Annotated in this window: 12 protein-coding genes and 1 tRNA gene; 7 read left to right on the top strand and 6 right to left on the bottom strand. The window is 62.9% G+C overall.

The features are described 5' to 3' along the window. Positions 1 to 2: 2 nt before the first annotated feature. Positions 3 to 872 (bottom strand): TerC family protein, encoded by an 870-nt coding sequence (locus AC3YMN_RS14500; RefSeq protein WP_489890526.1) that lies wholly within the window; start codon positions 870 to 872, stop codon positions 3 to 5. A gap of 171 nt (positions 873 to 1,043) precedes the next feature. Between AC3YMN_RS14500 and AC3YMN_RS14495 the strand changes: the two genes are divergently transcribed. Continuing rightward, a complete protein-coding gene (locus tag AC3YMN_RS14495; RefSeq protein ID WP_489890525.1) occupies positions 1,044 to 2,234 on the top strand; it encodes an FAD-dependent monooxygenase in 1,191 nt (396 codons plus the stop codon). 57 nt (positions 2,235 to 2,291) lie between these two features. Here the strand turns inward: AC3YMN_RS14495 and AC3YMN_RS14490 are convergent, their stop codons facing one another. From AC3YMN_RS14490 to AC3YMN_RS14480, 3 genes are all read right to left on the bottom strand, one after another. After that, the gene (locus tag AC3YMN_RS14490) at positions 2,292 to 3,041 is read right to left on the bottom strand and encodes an invasion associated locus B family protein (protein ID WP_127752654.1); all 750 of its coding nucleotides are present in this window, start codon (positions 3,039 to 3,041) and stop codon (positions 2,292 to 2,294) included. A 122-nt stretch (positions 3,042 to 3,163) separates the two neighbouring features. After that, positions 3,164 to 6,655, bottom strand: a complete 3,492-nt coding sequence (mfd, locus tag AC3YMN_RS14485) for a transcription-repair coupling factor (RefSeq protein WP_489890524.1) — start codon at positions 6,653 to 6,655, stop codon at positions 3,164 to 3,166. Further along, the gene (locus tag AC3YMN_RS14480) at positions 6,652 to 6,930 is read right to left on the bottom strand and encodes an FAD assembly factor SdhE (protein ID WP_172122991.1); all 279 of its coding nucleotides are present in this window, start codon (positions 6,928 to 6,930) and stop codon (positions 6,652 to 6,654) included. The genes mfd and AC3YMN_RS14480 overlap by 4 nt, the downstream gene beginning before the upstream one ends. A 105-nt stretch (positions 6,931 to 7,035) precedes the next feature. Between AC3YMN_RS14480 and recG the strand changes: the two genes are divergently transcribed. After that, a complete protein-coding gene (gene recG / locus AC3YMN_RS14475) occupies positions 7,036 to 9,144 on the top strand; it encodes an ATP-dependent DNA helicase RecG (RefSeq protein ID WP_489890523.1) in 2,109 nt (702 codons plus the stop codon). Positions 9,145 to 9,146: 2 nt separating this feature from the next. On the opposite strand, the gene glmS is transcribed toward recG, so the two are convergent. Together glmS and glmU are read right to left on the bottom strand one after the other, a co-directional pair. Next, positions 9,147 to 10,973, bottom strand: coding sequence for a glutamine--fructose-6-phosphate transaminase (isomerizing) (glmS, locus tag AC3YMN_RS14470; RefSeq protein ID WP_489890522.1), 1,827 nt, complete (start codon positions 10,971 to 10,973; stop codon positions 9,147 to 9,149). Between the two features lies 1 nt (position 10,974). Beyond that, on the bottom strand, positions 10,975 to 12,327 hold the full coding sequence (glmU, locus tag AC3YMN_RS14465) for a bifunctional UDP-N-acetylglucosamine diphosphorylase/glucosamine-1-phosphate N-acetyltransferase GlmU (protein ID WP_489890521.1): 1,353 nt from the start codon (positions 12,325 to 12,327) through the stop codon (positions 10,975 to 10,977). Between the two features lie 139 nt (positions 12,328 to 12,466). Here glmU and AC3YMN_RS14460 point away from each other — a divergent pair, with 139 nt between their 5' ends. The 5 genes from AC3YMN_RS14460 (at position 12,467) to AC3YMN_RS14440 (ending at position 14,627) form a co-directional block, all read left to right on the top strand. Next, the gene (locus AC3YMN_RS14460; RefSeq protein ID WP_489890520.1) at positions 12,467 to 13,243 is read left to right on the top strand and encodes a hypothetical protein; all 777 of its coding nucleotides are present in this window, start codon (positions 12,467 to 12,469) and stop codon (positions 13,241 to 13,243) included. Between the two features lie 68 nt (positions 13,244 to 13,311). Beyond that, positions 13,312 to 13,386: transfer RNA gene (locus tag AC3YMN_RS14455), tRNA-Lys, on the top strand. A gap of 120 nt (positions 13,387 to 13,506) precedes the next feature. Continuing rightward, positions 13,507 to 13,734: a hypothetical protein gene (locus tag AC3YMN_RS14450; RefSeq protein ID WP_172124907.1), complete on the top strand. Its 228-nt coding sequence runs from the start codon at positions 13,507 to 13,509 to the stop codon at positions 13,732 to 13,734. 84 nt (positions 13,735 to 13,818) lie between these two features. After that, positions 13,819 to 13,989 carry a hypothetical protein gene (locus AC3YMN_RS14445; RefSeq protein WP_164854774.1) on the top strand — a complete coding sequence of 57 codons (171 nt, stop codon included), beginning with the start codon at positions 13,819 to 13,821 and terminating at the stop codon, positions 13,987 to 13,989. A 110-nt stretch (positions 13,990 to 14,099) separates the two neighbouring features. Continuing rightward, entirely contained in the window at positions 14,100 to 14,627 is a 528-nt protein-coding gene (locus AC3YMN_RS14440; RefSeq protein WP_489890519.1) for a hypothetical protein, read from the top strand. Positions 14,628 to 14,629: the final 2 nt, after the last annotated feature.

Raw genomic sequence — 14,629 nt, 5'->3', positions numbered from 1 at the left:
GCTCAGCTCCGAGGCTTGCGGGGTGCGGACTTGGGGCGCGACTGAGCGCGGCTCACGGGTGTCGACTTGCCCGGGGAGCGAGTCGTCGCCGCAGCAGCGCCAGAGTTGCCGCTGATTGCGCCGCTAGGTCCGGTGAATGGAGCCACGGGGGCGGCACTCTTCGCCTTGCGGCTCTTGGCGATGATGTTGATGGCTTCAACCAGAACCGAGAAGCCCATGGCCGAATAGATATAGCCCTTGGGAATATGGAAGCCGAACCCGTCGGCGACCAAGGACATGCCGATCAGCAGCAGGAAGGCCAGCGCCAGCATCTTGGTGGTGGGGTGATCGGCAACAAACTTGGCAACCGGACCCGATGCAACAAACATCACGCCTACAGCCACGATCACGGCCGCAATCATCACCTCAACATGGTCCGCCATGCCAACCGCCGTGACGATGGAATCGATGGAGAAAACCACGTCGATCACGATGATCTGCCCAATAATCGCAGCGAAGGCTGCGGTAGCCTTCTGCGCGAGATCGGCCTCATGAGGCTCCTCGATGGTGGCATGCATTTCGTGGGTCGCCTTGTAGACGAGGAAGAGGCCACCGGCGATGAGGATCAGATCCTTCCAGGAAAGCTCAAGTCCGAAAGCGCTGAACGCAGGCTGGGTGAGGCTGATGATCCAGCTGATCACCAGCAGCAGCAAGATGCGGAAGATGAGAGCCAGCGCAAGACCGATCTTGCGCGCCCGGTCCGCCTGCTCCTTGGGCAGGCGTGACACCAGCACGGAGATGAAGACGATGTTGTCGATCCCCAAGACGATTTCCATCGCCGTCAGGGTACCAAATGCGATCCATACATTGGGATCGGCGAGCAGCTCCAGCATTCAAGACTCCATCTCGGCTGTCAGGCCACCATATCTAGGCTGCTCCGCTCTTATAGAGAAGTGCAAGTCTGTGTTTTCCCGCTCCTGCTGGTTGGGCAGCAGTTTGCCGGAGCGCTGGCTTCACCGGGCCGGAAAGTGCTAGTTCAGCCTAACGTCGAACCGAGGTTTCTTATGTCCGACCTGCCAAATCCGAGCGCGTCAATGAGTGCCGATGCCGATGCCATCGTTGTTGGTGGCGGGCTTGTTGGCTTAGCGGCGGCTATAGCCCTAGCCAAAACGGGTCTTCAGGTCATTCACCTTGCGCCTCCTGGCCCCGTCGATAATCGCACCTCCGCCTTGATGATGCCGAGCGTCGAATTTCTGCGCTCAGCGGGTTTGGTTGACCAACCCGAAGCCTTGGGGCATCGGCTGAGCGAAATTCGGATCATCGATGCAACAGACCGCTTGATCCGGGCACCCGAGACCTTGTTCGAAGCGCGCGAGTCTGGATTTGAGGCCTTCGGATGGAACTTCGCCAATCAACGCTTGCTGGCCCAGTTCCGGACCCGAGCCGCCGAGTTGCCAAACCTGGAAACCCGCCCGCTCGGGGTTGCCGAATTTGCCTTCGGGGCGACGCTACCGGAACTCACACTCACCGATGGGTCACCGCTGCGCGCTCCTTTGATCGTCGGAGCGGATGGCAAGAAGTCATTGATCCGGTCGGCGGCCGGATTTCGCGCACGCGAGAACGGGTTCACCCAGGCGGCGCTGGTGTGTGACCTCGAACTGGCGCGGCCGATCGGCGGCATGTCGGTTGAGTTTCACTACCCGCAAGGCCCATTCACGCTGGTGCCGGCCGGGGACAATCGCGCCAATCTTGTCTGGATCGATGATCGTGAAGTGCTGCGAGGGGCCCAGGCAGGCGGGGCCGAGCGGCTGATACCGATCTTCCAAGCAAAATCGCAGCACCTGTTCGGCCCGATCACGCTGGCGACACCCGCGCATGTGTTTCCGCTCAGCACGCTGAGTGTCGAGCGGGCGGGCTTCCGCGGAGTGGTGTTGGTGGGGGAAGCTGCTCACGCATTCCCGCCGATTGGGGCGCAGGGACTAAATCTCGGGCTGCGCGATGTAGCTGATCTGGCGGCGGTGCTGAAGGGCGTTGCGACTACCAACCCCTCTTGGGCTGAAGAGGTCAGCAAAGCCTATTCCGATCGCCGGGCGGCGGATTTGGCCCGCACCGGCGGCATGGTGGATGCGTTGTTCCGGTCGCTGTTGGCAGACATGCTGCCGGCCCAGGCGATCCGTTCAGCCGGATTGTGGGCGCTCAAGCTGCTCCCAGGGTTGCGCCGGCAGGCGTTCTCGCTCGGCATGGGCATTCGTTAGTCCGAAAACACAAACGGCGCGGTTTGCCCGCGCCGTTTGCTTGTTCTGAGTTGCAGATTACTGCGCTGCTGCTGGAGCGGGCGCAGCATCTGCGGCAGGTGCGGCACCGTCGGCGGGTGCGGCGGCGCCACCATCAAGCTGCTGGCGCAACTGCTCGGCGCGATCCTGCAGAACCTGCTCCAGAGCGTTCTCGCCGCTGGTTTCCTGGCGGAACTGGTCAAAGGTCAGCGATGCGTCGCCATCATAGGCGGCGGTGAAGCCGGCGAGGTTGATCTCGATCACCAGATCTTCGTTCTGGCGGTTCTTGGCGGTCAGCTTGAGCGTGCTGCCCTTCTTGAGGGAGTTGACATAGGCCTCGTTGATCACGAGCTGGGTCGCGCAAGAGGTGGGGTCACACAGCATGAACGGCACGCGTACCGGCTTGGAGCCGTCGATCTGCCAGGTCAGGCCGAAAGGGAGCAGCACGCCGAGCGGCACGGCTGCGACGGCCAGCAGGCGGCTTTCCTGACCGGGATCATCACGCAGCAGGAAGGAACCCAGGAATTGCCCGTTTGCCAAGACGACCTGACGCATAATGCAGGCCTTCTGGTTGTTGGGCAGCGGATCGCAAACCTTGAGCCAGTTCTGCGTGGGACCGCCCGCTGCTGGAGCGGTTGCAGCTTCGGCGGGAGCTGCCGCATCCGGCGTAGCTGGAGCTTCGGCTGCCGGAGCAGCTGGAGCGGGAGTCTCCTGCGCAAAGGTGGAGAGAGGCGAGAGCAGAAGCGCTGCCGCGGTAATTCCGGCTACGAGAGGTTTCCTGAAGATCATAAACGTTCCTTGGCTTTCTGGCGGAGCCGGTGACGAGGGTGCCACCCAATTCTTGGTAGCCCTTCAAGTGCTGAAATCGGGCAATAACATGACGTTCTTGCCAAAGGATTATGCGGCGCCTCTCACCCTTGGGCTGCGGCGAGCTTGGCGAGGCGAGACAGGATGGCCGCAGCACCCTTGAGGCGAGCCTCGGGAGTGGGCCAGTTGCGGGCGAAAACGAGCTTTTGGTCGGGCTTGACGCGAACCTGACTGGCAGGATCGGCAACCATTCGCACCAAAGCGGTTGGATTGGGGAATTCGTTGTTGCGCAAGGTCAATACCGCGCCCTTGGGACCGGCATCAACCTTTTCCACATTGGCCTGGCGGCACAGAGCCTTGACCAGAATGACCTTGAGCAGCGCTTCGACTTCCTCGGGCAAAGGACCAAACCGGTCAATGAGTTCGGCGCCGGCGGCGTCAATCTCACGGATGTCGGTCAGGTCACCCAGGCGACGATAGAGCTGCATGCGCAGCTGCAGGTCAGGGACATAGTTCTCGGGGATCATCACCGGCATGCCCAGCGAGATCTGCGGGCTCCACTCGTTGGTGTCCTCGTAATCGGCGTCGCCGTTCTTGAGATTGGCGACAGCTTCCTCAAGCATGGCTTGGTAAAGCTCGAAGCCGACTTCGCGGATATGGCCGGATTGCTCGTCGCCGAGGAGATTGCCGGCGCCACGGATGTCGAGATCGTGACTGGCGAGCTGGAAGCCGGCGCCCAAGCTTTCGAGCGACTGGAGCACGCCCAGACGCCGCTCGGCAGTGTCGGTCAGCTTGCGATCGGGCGGCACAGTGAAGAGCGCATAAGCACGCGCCTTGGCCCGGCCGATACGGCCGCGGATCTGGTAGAGTTGGGCCAGGCCGAAATTGTCGGCGCGGTGCACGACCAGCGTATTGGCATTAGGGATATCGAGTCCAGATTCGACGATCGTCGTGGCGACCAGCACGTCGAACTTGCCATCGTAGAAGGTGTTCATGATGTCGTCGAGTTCACCCGGCGCCATCTGGCCATTGGCCACGACGAAGCTGACTTCGGGCACCTGTTGGCGAAGGAAATCAGCGATTTCCGCCTGATCCTTGATGCGCGGCACGACATAGAAGCTCTGGCCGCCGCGGTATTTCTCGCGGAGCAGTGCTTCGCGGATCGACAGGGGATCGAAGGGCGAAATGAAGGTGCGGATCGCGAGGCGATCCACCGGTGGGGTTGCGAGCAGTGACAGGTCGCGCACGCCCGTCAGCGCAAGCTGCAGCGTGCGCGGGATGGGCGTTGCGGTGAGCGTCAGGACGTGGACATTGGCTTTGAGCTCCTTGAGGCGCTCCTTGTGGCCGACGCCAAAGTGCTGCTCTTCATCGATGATGAGGAGGCCCAAATCCTTGAACTTGATGGTCTTGGACAAGAGGGCATGGGTGCCGATGACGATATCGACCTGCCCATCGGCGAGCCCTTCCTTGGTCGCCTTGAGCTCGGCGGCCGATACCATGCGCGAGGCGTGGCGCACCTTCACCGGCAGGCCGGCAAAGCGCTGCGAGAACGTCTTGAAGTGCTGGCGAGCGAGCAAGGTCGTGGGCACAACCACGGCGACCTGCTTGCCCGAGAGGGACACGGCGAAGGCGGCGCGCAGCGCCACTTCTGTCTTGCCAAAGCCCACATCGCCGCAGACCAGGCGGTCCATGACCCGACCGGAGGTAAGATCATCGAAGACTGCCTCAATGGCGGCCATCTGGTCTTCGGTTTCCTCATAGGGGAAGCGCGCCGCGAACTCGTCATAAGCGCCCGGGTTGATCTCGACCACATCGGCATGGGTGAGCTGGCGCTCGGCCGCAATCTTGATGAGCTGTTCCGCCATTTCGCGGATGCGCTTCTTGAGGCGACCCTTCTTGGCCTGCCAGGCCACGCCGCCCAGCTTGTCGAGCGCGGTGTTCGCATCGTCGGCGCCATAGCGCGACAGCAGCTCAATATTCTCGACCGGCAGGTAGAGCTTGGTGTCGCCGGCATATTCCAGCTCTACGCATTCGTGCGGCGCGCCGCCGGCTTCAATGACCTTGAGGCCGAGGAACCGCCCGATGCCGTGATCCACATGCACGACAAGGTCGCCGGCCGCGAGGCTCGCCGCCTCGGTTAGCGCGTCGCTTGCCTTCTTTTTGCGCTGAGGCCGCAGGATGCGCTCGCCCAGAATGTCCTGCTCGGACAGAACGAGCAGGTCCTTGGTTTCGAACCCGGTTTCGAGCGGCAGCACCACAAGCGAGGTCGTGGCGGCGCTAGTGGTTTCGGCGTCGCGCCAGTTCTCGGCGAGGCGAGGGTTCGTCAGTCCATGGTCCTTGAGCACCTGGGACATGCGGTCGCGCGTGCCCGCGCTCCAGCAGGCAATGACCGTGCGACGACCCTGCCGGCGTTCGGCTTGGAGGCGATCCACCACGGCCTGGAAGAGGTTGGTGTCGGTGGCCTGCCGCTCGGCGGCAAAGCTGGGTGCGATATGGCCGCCTGCATCGTCGGCGCCCTTGGTGTTAGGCGACAGAAAGGGCGAGAGCTGGATAACCGAGGCGCCGGCGAGCTCATAGGGATGCTGGTCAACGGCATAAAGCAGCTCGGGCTTGACCGGCTTGTAGGGCGCCCCTGCCCCGGCTACCGGCTTTTGCGTGCGAGCGGATTCACGCGCCTCGTAGTAATCGCGGATCTGGGTGACGCGCTCGCCATAGGCTTCGGCCGCCTGGTCATCAAACACAAAGGGCGCGTCCCCCGTAAAGGCGGAGAGCATTTCCAGGTGCTCGTAGAAAAACGGCAACCAGTGTTCGGTGCCCGAATAACGCGCGCCGCCGCTGACGCTGGCATAAAGCGTGTCGTCGACCGTGTTGCCGCCAAAGGCGGCGGTGTAATTCTGCCGGAAGCGACGGATTGTTTCTTCGTTGAGCACCAGTTCGCTCATCGGCGTCAGATCAACGCGCTTGAGCGTGCCGGTGGTGCGCTGGGTGTCGGCATCGAAGGTGCGGATGGATTCGAGCTGGCTGCCGAAGAAGTCGAAACGCAAGGGTGCTTCGGCACTGGCGGGGAACAAGTCCACGAGGCCGCCCCGGACGGCGTATTCGCCCGACTCCCGGACCGTCGGGACACGCAGATAGCCATTATTGGCAGCCCAGGCGATGAGCTTTTCGCTATCGACGATGCGACCGGTCACGGCCGAAAACGACATGCCGGCAACCACGTCCCGGGGCGGCAGGCGCTGGATCAGGGCGTTCACGGCGGTAAGCACCACCACGCCACGCTCATTGCCGGCCGTGAGTGCGGCCAGCGTGTTCATGCGGGCGGCGATGGTCACATTGTTCGGCGATACGCGGTCGTAAGGCAGGCAGTCCCAGGCGGGGAGTGTCAGCACGGTATGACCGGGCAGCATGGGCCCCAGAATGTCGGCGATGCGCTGCATGCGGCGGCCATCGCGGGCCACGAAAACCAGGCTCGTGCCGTCCTCGGGCGCAGCCTTGAGGCGCTGCTCGACCAGCTTGGCCAGCACCATGGGCTGCATGCCATCGGGCACATTGGAGATGATACGGCTGGGACGAACCACGGGTTTTTGTTCGTTCATTTGGCCATGCGGCTCCTGTGATCGGCGATAACCCGGCCTAAAAAGTCGAGGTCCACACCTGCCGGCGGGGCTTCCTGGTCGAGCACCCATTTGAGCAAAGGGGGATCTTCCTCATCGAGGAGCGCTTCGAAGCGGTCGAGATCCTCGGCGCTCAGCGTATCGACATGCCGATCGGCAAAGGGGCCGAGCACAAGATCCATCTCGCGGGTGCCGCGATGCCAGGCGCGGTAGCGGATCTTCTTGCGGCGCATGGAAATGTCCTCACCGGCAGTCATTTGAGCGCCATGATCCTGGTTGCGGTTGATTGAGCGGGCTTCTTATCGTCAATAGGGTGGCTTGTCAGCAGGACTCGTCCCTCGCGCTGTTTCAGGAATTCGCCGTTGTCCCGTCCAAGTTCGCTTGATCCACTGTTTCGCTCGCTCCACGCGATCAAGGGCGTCGGCGACAAGCTGGCGGCTTTGTTGTCGCGCTTTTTCGGGGCGCCGGATGGGCAGGAAGCGATCGCGCTCGATATCCTAATGCATATGCCTTCGGGCGTCGTGGACCGCTCCCGACAGGTAGGTATTGCCGAGGCTTATCTCAACCAGATCGTCACCCTGCGCCTTCACATCGACCGGCACCAGCCCCCGCCGCGAGGCAAGCCGCATGTGCCGCATCGGGTATTTGCCCATGACCAGACCGGGGATGTGCAACTGGTATTCTTTCGCGCCCAAGGCGGCTGGGTGGAAAAGGCGCTGCCCGTGGGTGAGGAGCGCTTCGTTTCCGGGCAGATCGGGTTTTTCAACGGCGAAAAGCAGATCACCCATCCCGACTATATCGTGGAAGCCGACAAGTTCGACACGCTGCCGCTGGTCGAACCGGTGTACCCCCTCACCAATGGGCTGAGTTCCAAGGCGCTGGCCAAGCTGGTGCGGCAAGTGGTGGAAACGGTGCCGGCGCTGCCGGAGTGGATCGATGATGCCACGATAGCCGGGCGGCTCTGGCCCAGCTTTGGCGAGGCAATGCGCGCGGTGCATCTGCCCGCCAACCCGGCTGCAGCGGAATTGTGGTCCCCTGCCCGCATGCGGCTGGCTTATGACGAGTATCTCGCGGGCCAGCTGACGCTGCAACTGATCCGCTCCAGCATGGTCGCCGCGCATGGGGTGGCACGCCAGTTCACCGGCGAGATCACCGAGAAGGTCACCGCCGCCCTGCCCTTTTCGCTGACCGAAGGTCAGCAACTGGCAGTAGAGGATATTCGCGCGGACCTCGCCAAGCCCGAGCGCATGTCGCGGCTGCTCCAGGGTGATGTGGGCGCGGGCAAGACGGTGGTGGCGCTGATGGCCATGGCGGCGGCGGCCGAAAGCGGCGCCCAGTCGGCGATGATGGCGCCGACCGAGCTTCTGGCGAACCAGCATTTCCGCACCCTCAAGCCGCTCTGCGAGGCGGCGGGGCTGGGATGTGAGCTGCTGACGGGCAAGATGCCGGCCGGAGAGCGGCGGGCCATCCTCGCCCGAATCGCGAGCGGCGAGACAACTATTGTCGTCGGCACGCATGCCCTGTTCCAGTCGGGGGTGGTGTTCCACGATCTGGGACTGACCGTGGTGGACGAGCAGCATCGCTTTGGCGTGCACCAGCGACTCGCCCTGTCCGACAAAGGGCGCCACACCGATCTGCTGGTGATGACGGCAACGCCGATTCCGCGCACGCTGGTGCTCACCCATTTCGGCGACATGGCGGTGAGCGTGCTGCGGCAAAAGCCCAAGGGGCGACAGCCCATTGATACGGCCGTGCTCTCGATCAAGGATTACGGGCGGGTGGTGGCACGGCTCCAGGCGCGACTGGCCGAAGGGGCACAGGCCTTCTGGGTTTGCCCGCTGGTGGAGGAAAGCGAACATCTCGAGGTCGTGGCGGCAGAAGACCGGTTTGCCGAGCTGCGCAAGGTGTTCGGCGATCAGGTGGCGCTGGTGCATGGCCGCATGAGCGCGGCAGCAAAAGACGAGGTGATGAGCCGCTTTGCCGCCAATGAGCTCAAGCTCTTGATCGCCACGACAGTGATCGAGGTGGGCGTGGACGTGCCCAATGCCAGCATCATGATCATCGAGCATGCCGAGCGGTTTGGGTTGGCGCAATTGCACCAGCTGCGCGGGCGCGTGGGGCGGGGCTCGCAACGCTCGGCTTGCCTCTTGCTCTACAAGGAGCCGCTGAGCGACACGGCGCGGGCCCGGCTCGATACGATCAAGGGCACGGAAGACGGGTTCGAGATCGCGGAGCGCGACCTGGAGTTGCGCGGCCAGGGCGATGTGCTGGGCACGCGGCAATCCGGAATGCCCGGCTATCGGCTGGCGGTGCCCGATGTGCACCGGCATCTGCTGGACTTTGCCCACGAGGACGCCAAGGCGGCGCTGGCAGCCAATCCTGGACTTGTCGGGGAGCGTGGCGAGGCATTGCGCACCCTGCTCTACCTGTTCCGCAAGGATCAGGCGATCCAGCTGATCCGGGCGGGCTAGCCTTACTCCACCGTTACCGACTTGGCGAGGTTGCGGGGCTGGTCCACATCGGTGCCCATGAAGACGGCGGTGTGATAGGCCAGCAGTTGCACGGGAATACAGGCGAGGATCGGCGCGACGAAGCTGTCGACATGCGGAATCTCGATAATATCGGCCACGCCGTGACCGACAGTCTTGGCGCCCTCCGCGTCGGTGATCAGGATGATTTTGCCGCCGCGGGCCGCTACTTCCTGCATGTTGCTCAGGGTCTTGTCGACCAGCTCGTCCGACGGGGCGACGACGATCACCGGCATGTCCTCATCAACCAGGGCAATGGGGCCGTGCTTGAGCTCGCCTGCCGCATAACCTTCGGCATGGATGTAGCTGATTTCCTTGAGCTTGAGCGCGCCTTCCATGGCGATAGGGAACATGGGACCGCGCCCGAGATAAAGCACGTCCTTGGCCTTGGAGAGACGCTTGGCAATGTCGCTGATCTGCCCTTCGGCAGCCAGGGCCTGCGAGACGGCGGCAGGCAAGCTGATCAGGGCGCGCACGAGCTCGGCTTCACGCTCGGCGCTGAGCACGCCACGGGCACGGCCGGCGGCGATGGCAAGGCTCGCCAGCGCGGTTAGCTGGGCGGTCAGCGCCTTGGTGGAAGCAACGCCAATTTCGGGCCCGCAGAGAATGGGAAACACGACGCCCGATTCCCGGGCGATGGTGGATTCCAGCGTATTGACCAGGGAGGCAACGTGCTGGCCTTCGCGCGCGCAGTAGCGCAAGGCCGCCAGGGTGTCGGCGGTTTCACCGGACTGGGAGATGAAGAGCGAGAGTCCGCCCTGCTCGAGCGGTGGTTCGCGATAGCGGAACTCGGACGCCACATCGATGTCGACCGGCAGGCGGGCAAAGCGCTCGAACCAGTATTTGGCGACGGCTCCCGCGAGATAAGCCGTGCCGCAGGCGCTGATGGTGAGGCGGGTCAGGTCAGCGAAGCTGAACGGCAGGGTTTCGCGCAAGGCGACCGCTTCGGCGCCCATATCCACATAGTGGCTGAGCGTGTGGGAGATGGTTTCGGGCTGCTCGTAGATCTCCTTGGCCATGAAGTGGCGGTGATTGCCCTTGTCAACCAGAAGGGCGGAAGTCTGGGAAATCTGCTGCTCGCGCTGCACGATGGAGTCGCGTCCGTCCCGAATGGTGACACCCTCGGGGGTGATCACGGCCCAATCGCCGTCCTCGAGATAGGTCAGGCGCGAGGTGAAAGGCGCCAATGCCATGGCGTCTGAGCCCAAATACATTTCGGTCGTGCCATAGCCGATGGCGAGGGGCGCGCCGTGCCGCGCGGCGATCAGCAGGCCGTCGCGATCCTTGAACAGGAAGGCCAGCGCAAAGGCACCGCGCAGCTGCTTGAGCGTGCGGGCTACGGCCAGTTCGGGATCGGCCCCATTGTCCAGCTCGCGGCTGGTCCAGAGCGCCACCGATTCCGTGTCGGTCTGGGTCTTGGGCAGGTAGCCATCCTTGGCGAGATCGGCCAGCAATTCGCGAAAGTTTTCGATGATGCCGTTATGGACCACGGCGACGCGGTCGGTGGCATGGGGATGGGCATTTTGCTCGGTGGGTGCGCCATGGGTGGCCCAACGAGTGTGGCCGATGCCGATTTGGCCGCCGAGGGGCTCAAAGGCGAGCTTTTGCGCGAGATTGCCGAGCTTGCCTTCCGCCCGGCGCCGGGTAATCGCACCGGCTTCGAGAGTGGCGACGCCGGCGCTGTCATAGCCGCGGTATTCGAGACGTTTCAGCGCATCCACGAGCCGGGTGGCGACGGGTTCGCTGCCGACAATGCCGACAATGCCGCACATGCTATTTTCCCTTTGCCGCTTTTTTGGCGAGCGCCTGCTCGCGCAGCCGCGGCGCATAGCCGGGCTTGTTTTCCTGACGGGCGCGACCAAAGGCCAGCGCATCGGCCGGGACGTCCTCGGTGATGACGCTGCCCGAGGCAGTGTAGGCGCCATTGCCGATGGTGACCGGAGCAACCAGGGACGCGTTGGAGCCAATAAAGGCATTGTCGCCGATCACCGTCTTGTCCTTGTTCACCCCGTCATAATTGCAGGTGATGGTGCCGGCGCCGATATTGGTGTTCGTACCGATCTCGGCATCCCCGAGATAGCTGAGGTGCCCGGCCTTGGTGCCCGGGCCGATCCGGGATTTCTTCACCTCAACGAAATTGCCGAGATGAGCCTTTTCCCCGATCTCGGCGCCGCCGCGAATGCGAGCAAACGGGCCAATGCTGGCGCCCTCGGCAATTACGGCATCCTCGATGTCACAAAACGCGCGAATTTCCACATTGCTGGCGATCTTGACCCCGGGGCCGAAGACCACGTTGGGGAAGATCGTCACGTCTTGGGCGATCTCGGTATCGTAGGAGAACCAAACGCTGTCGGGATCGCGCAGCGTCACGCCGGCCCGCATGAAATCGTCGCGGCGTACCTGCTGGAACAAGGCTTCGGCATGCGCCAGTTGCCGACGATCATTGACGCCCATCACATCGTTTTCGGGCGCAACGCCGAAGCCGACGCGTTTGCCGGCCTTGTTGGCCAGTTCAACAAGATCAGTCAGATAGAACTCACCCTGGGCATTGTTGGTCTCGACCTTGTCGATGAGGTCGCGGAACACTTCAGCCCGGAACGCCAGGATGCAGGCATTGCATAGGCCGATGCGGCGCTCTTCCTCCGTCGCATCCTTGTGCTCGCGGATCGCGACCAGCTGATCACCCTCGGTGATGAAACGGCCGTAGCCAGTGGGGTCGGCGGGCTCAAAGCCCAAAACGGCCACGTCGAGCCCGGCATCAAGGCGATCTAGCACGAGGCGGAAGTTTTCCCCGCGCAACAGCGGGTGGTCGCCATACACCACGGCAACATAGCCTTCGGCGCTGTTGAACAATTCGCGCGCCATTGAGGCGGCGTGTGCGGTACCCCGGGGCACGTCTTGCTGGAAATGAGTGACTTCAGGATCGATGCGCGACACCGCATCGCGGATCGACTGGTGTCGCGGCCCGGTGACAAGCGCCATCCGCTGGGATCCGGCCGCACGGGCGGCGCGCACCACATGGCCGACTACGGGCAATCCCCCCACGGGGTGTAGAACCTTGGGGATTGCCGAGCGCATTCGGGTCCCCTCGCCCGCCGCAAGAATGATCGAAAGCAGTTCAGTCATGATCGTCTTCTCCGGACCGCGTTGTTGGGAACACGCGTTGGCAGGAAATTATGGCAGGCAAGCGTTGGCGAAGCGATAACAGCGCCGCAGTGCTAAGCTCCATTAACCGCGCGATTCGGCGGGCGGCAAGAGGGCTGAAGTGGCTAACCCTTCCGGGCATTTTCGGCAATCGGACGTAACACGCTGGGCTATCATGGCCCTGGTGTGCAGCGCCCTGGCCGTATTAGCCGCGAATGTGTCGGCCCTGTTGCCCGCCAGCGTGCTCAACGGCCTGCATAAATCGCGGCTTGGTGGCGCCAGTCTCGAGCAGTTGCAGGACCAGGTTGCTGAGCTCAATTCCGAGACCGTGCGGCTGCGCCGCGACAATGGAACGCTGTTGAACCGCTTTGCCCTGCAAGAGCAAGCGGGCCGCCAGACAGTTCAGCGCGTTGGGGCACTTGAGGTCAGCGTGCCCAATCTCCTCGAAGCTCTGCCGGCTGGATCGGGCATTGATCGCGAGGCGGTCACTGCCTCGGTAGGGGAGGATGGAAGCGTTGTTGAGGAAGCCCAAGGCGGCTCAGTGCGCATCCGGCGAACCCCGCTCCCGGCGCTGCCGAGTTCATCGCCCAACCAACCCTTGCCGGAGCCGCTCGGCGTCCAGCAAGCCGCCGCGGGCGAGGGGTCGGCGTTCGGCGTCGCTGTGGGGAATGCCATTGTGTTTACCGAAGCAAACGCTGCCTGGCGCGAACTGCAAGATAAGGTGGGACCGCTGTTGCTCGGGCTTGTTCCGCTGCTGGGACAGCAAGCGGGGAGCGAACAGGCGCGCATCATTGCGGGTCCGATGGGCCAAGAAGGCGAGGCAGCGGCGCTGTGCGCTCGTCTGCAACAGGTATCCATTGCCTGTTCACCGGCACCATATCGCGGTACAGCTTTGTGATTGCGGTTGACAGCGGGCAGCCACTGACTATGTTCCGCCGCAACGCCACGAGGCGTTCCTTTTGGTTTGTGCCGGTAGCTCAGTGGTAGAGCATTCGACTTTTAATCGAATGGTCGAGGGTTCGACCCCCTCCCGGCATACCATCTTTCTTATCCACGTCACTTATATGCTGAGTTAAGCTCGGTGTGCATAGCCGAAGGGCTAGGCGCAATGTGTTTGGCGCGCGTGGACGTGCTCATTGAACGGAGGCGTGCGTGGCGACGATGTATCTGGTGCAGGCGTTCAAGCAGGTCGGCAAAAAGCTCGTGGCCGAGCCGGTGCAGCAGGTCAAGAGCGAGGACAAGGCCTTGTTGACAGCCGAACGGCTGGCCCCTTCACGCGCTGGGGTCATTGCGTTTTCCCAGGAAGTCGACATCGAAACCGACACCTATGACGAGCCCCGCGTGCTGGTTCGGCTCGGCACCCTGCCCCCGGGGTTGCTTGAAGGCTAAGTGTTTTGGCAGCCTTGATTTGCGGCGCAGGAAACTTGAACGCTCGTTTCCCGTTGTGTCGACAACAAGCAGAAAGGCATGTGCATGAACAGGCGTGTGATCGGGGCGATCATTGTTGTTGTGGTTATCATTGCGGTGGCAACATTGGTGTTTACCGGTGTGAACCAGGCTCCCAGCGGCGGCGCGGGAAATACTGAACTCGAAAATGTCGAAGCCGGCGAATCCGAAGGCCCCTCCAATCCGGGCGGCCAGTAGCGGCAGCCTAACAGAGGCGCGCTTTACCTCGCGGTGAGATTCGGCTGCTAGAGCTGGGCGGGTATTGATCGGCACTTCGATCAGCATCCCTCCATCAGCCGGACTTCTCCGTGTCGCAGGAAAATATCGAACTGATCAAAGTCTGGGTGGCGACGGCGCTGGTTTTCGCCGTCGGCACCGTGGTCATGCTGTATGTCATCCTGCTGCTGAGGCGCTACGGCGGCGACCTGCCACTCATCGGCAACCTGCCCCTCGCGTCTCCTCCTGGAATGGTGCCGCTGCTGGCGGACCCACGGCTGTTCGTGATCCTGGTCGCGGCCCATGTCAGTGCCAGCGGCGTGGCCCTGTTGCTGGCGAGCCAGACGATCGATCTGGCCCTTTTGATCGCGGCCAAGGCCATGACGGTGCTGATCGTGGCCCTGCTTGGTTGCTGGGCCGGGCAGACGGCCTATGAGCAACTCACGGACGGTGCGGCGATATCCACAGCTGGGCTACTGCCAATGGCGATTGCGCTAGCTGCATTCGCCGCGCTGTCGACAATTCTCAGTATGGCGTCGCTGCGAGCGCTGGGCAATCTGCGGTTTCTGGTGGCAATTGCTGCTATCCTCGCTGCCCCGATGATCCTTAACGCCCTATAGGC

It is taken from the genome of Devosia sp. Z11_6 (genome assembly GCF_058133665.1).
This window is presented reverse-complemented; position numbering and strand designations above follow the sequence as displayed.

Excerpts from the sequence above, each read along its gene's own strand:
- glmS (WP_489890522.1), bottom strand. The coding sequence starts at position 10,973 with ATGTGCGGCATTGTCGGCATTGTCGGCAGCGAACCCGTCGCCACCCGG.
- AC3YMN_RS14480 (WP_172122991.1), bottom strand. The coding sequence starts at position 6,930 with ATGACTGCCGGTGAGGACATTTCCATGCGCCGCAAGAAGATCCGCTAC.
- AC3YMN_RS14490 (WP_127752654.1), bottom strand. The coding sequence starts at position 3,041 with ATGATCTTCAGGAAACCTCTCGTAGCCGGAATTACCGCGGCAGCGCTT.
- AC3YMN_RS14500 (WP_489890526.1), bottom strand. The coding sequence starts at position 872 with ATGCTGGAGCTGCTCGCCGATCCCAATGTATGGATCGCATTTGGTACC.
- glmU (WP_489890521.1), bottom strand. The coding sequence starts at position 12,327 with ATGACTGAACTGCTTTCGATCATTCTTGCGGCGGGCGAGGGGACCCGA.
- AC3YMN_RS14495 (WP_489890525.1), top strand. The coding sequence starts at position 1,044 with ATGTCCGACCTGCCAAATCCGAGCGCGTCAATGAGTGCCGATGCCGAT.
- AC3YMN_RS14450 (WP_172124907.1), top strand. The coding sequence starts at position 13,507 with ATGTATCTGGTGCAGGCGTTCAAGCAGGTCGGCAAAAAGCTCGTGGCC.
- AC3YMN_RS14445 (WP_164854774.1), top strand. The coding sequence starts at position 13,819 with ATGAACAGGCGTGTGATCGGGGCGATCATTGTTGTTGTGGTTATCATT.
- mfd (WP_489890524.1), bottom strand. The coding sequence starts at position 6,655 with ATGAACGAACAAAAACCCGTGGTTCGTCCCAGCCGTATCATCTCCAAT.